Raw genomic sequence first — 1,808 nt, forward strand, 5'->3', positions numbered from 1 at the left:
GGCATCAAGACGGAACTCGGCGCCGACGGCATGAAAGACATGGGCCGGCTGATGGGCGAACTCAAAAAGCGCCACGGCACCGAAATCGACATGAGCAAAGCCAGCGCCCTGGTGAAGGCGGCGCTGGCGTGACGATACGCGGTAGCATCAACCGTTCGTGTCGAGCGAAGTCGAGACACCTGGGAGAAGCGTAATTGGCCTTCTGGACCTACATGCTGCTATGCGCAGACAGTAAGTTCTACACCGGTCACACGGATGACCTGGAGCGCCGGGTTGCGGAACATCACAGCGGTGGCTATTGCAAGTTTACCAGTCAGCGACGACCTGTAGAACTGGTCTCGTCCGAGACCTTCCCGACTCGAGAAGAGGCTTTGTCAGCCGAATTCACCGTCAAGAAATGGTCCCGAGCCAAAAAGCGCGCTCTAATTGCAGGTGACTGGAAGAAATTGTCCTATTTTGCGAAGCCTCCCACGGAACGTCTCTCGACTTCGCTCGAGACGAACGGTGAGGACAGCGCTCCAGAAACCGTTCGTGTCGAGCGAAGTCGAGACACCGAGATTGCAGAGTGACTCTCTCCCCGCAATGGCTCGAAGAACTGCGATCGCGGACCACACTGTCGACGCTGATCGGGCGCACCGTCAAAATCCAGAAAGCCGGCCGCGAATATAAGGCCTGCTGCCCGTTTCATAACGAGAAATCGCCCAGCTTCACGATCAACGACGAAAAGGGCTTCTATCATTGCTTCGGTTGCGGCGCCCACGGCGATGCGATCAGCTGGATGACCGAGCAGCGCGGTCTTGGCTTCATGGATGCGGTCAAGGACCTCGCCGCCGAAGCGCAGATGGAAGTCCCTGCGCCGGATCCCCGCGCCGCACAGCGACAGGAGGTCCGCGCCACCCTGCACGACGTCATGGCGGCAGCGCAGGACTGGTTTGTCGCCCAGTTCAACGGCCTCGACGGCGCTCATGCGCGGGAATATCTGAAAAACCGCGGCATATCGGAAAGCACGATCCGCGAATTCGGCTTTGGCTTTGCCCCCGATTCGCGCGGACGGCTCAAGGACGCCCTCTCCGTCCACGGCCTCGACCAGCTGATCGAGGCGGGGCTGCTGATCAAGGTCGACGACAAAGAGCCCTATGACCGCTTCCGTGGTCGGCTGATGATCCCGATCCGCGATCCGCGCGGCCGGGTAATCGCCTTTGGTGGCCGGATATTGGGCGAAGGCGAACCGAAATATCTCAACAGCCCCGACACCCCATTGTTCGACAAGGGCCGCACCCTCTACAATCTCGACAAGGCCTCGCCTGCTTCCCGCCAGACCGGCAGGGTGCTGGTGGTCGAAGGCTATATGGATGCCATCGCCCTGGCACAGGCCGGGTTCAAAGATGTCGTCGCTCCGCTCGGCACAGCGCTGACCGAGCATCAGATTGAACGCATCTGGAAAATGGTTGAGGCTCCGATCCTTTGCTTCGATGGCGACAATGCCGGCCAAAAGGCCGCGATGCGTGCGGCCTTGCGCGCGCTGCCGATATTGCGCCCGTCGCACAGCCTGAACTTCATTTCTCTGCCTGCCGGACAAGACCCCGACGATCTGATCCGCTCAGACGGTGCCCATGCCTTTGCCGCCCTGATCGCGAAACCGCAAACGCTCGACGACAAGATCTGGCAGGTGGAATATGACGCGGAACCGCTCAACACCCCGGAAACCAAGGCCGGCCTGAAAAAGCGCCTGTCCGATCATGTGCGCGACATAGCCGACCAGGATATCGCCCGGCATTACCACCAGGAATTTCACGACCGCTATCAAG

3 protein-coding genes are annotated in these 1,808 nt (G+C 60.1%); all 3 read left to right on the forward strand.

The features are described 5' to 3' along the window. Positions 1-3 precede the first annotated feature (3 nt). The gene (locus tag VOI29_RS24370) at positions 4-132 is read left to right on the forward strand and encodes a GatB/YqeY domain-containing protein (RefSeq protein ID WP_323784469.1); all 129 of its coding nucleotides are present in this window, start codon (positions 4-6) and stop codon (positions 130-132) included. 62 nt (positions 133-194) lie between these two features. Next, positions 195-569, forward strand: a complete 375-nt coding sequence (locus tag VOI29_RS24375) for a GIY-YIG nuclease family protein (RefSeq protein ID WP_323784465.1) — start codon at positions 195-197, stop codon at positions 567-569. Further along, positions 566-1,808, forward strand: a 1,243-nt coding sequence (gene dnaG / locus VOI29_RS24380; protein WP_323784467.1) for a DNA primase, incomplete at its 3' end; no start/stop codon positions are given. The genes VOI29_RS24375 and dnaG, both read left to right, overlap by 4 nt.

This window comes from Leisingera sp., from assembly GCF_034669605.1.
Lineage (GTDB): Bacteria > Pseudomonadota > Alphaproteobacteria > Rhodobacterales > Rhodobacteraceae > Leisingera.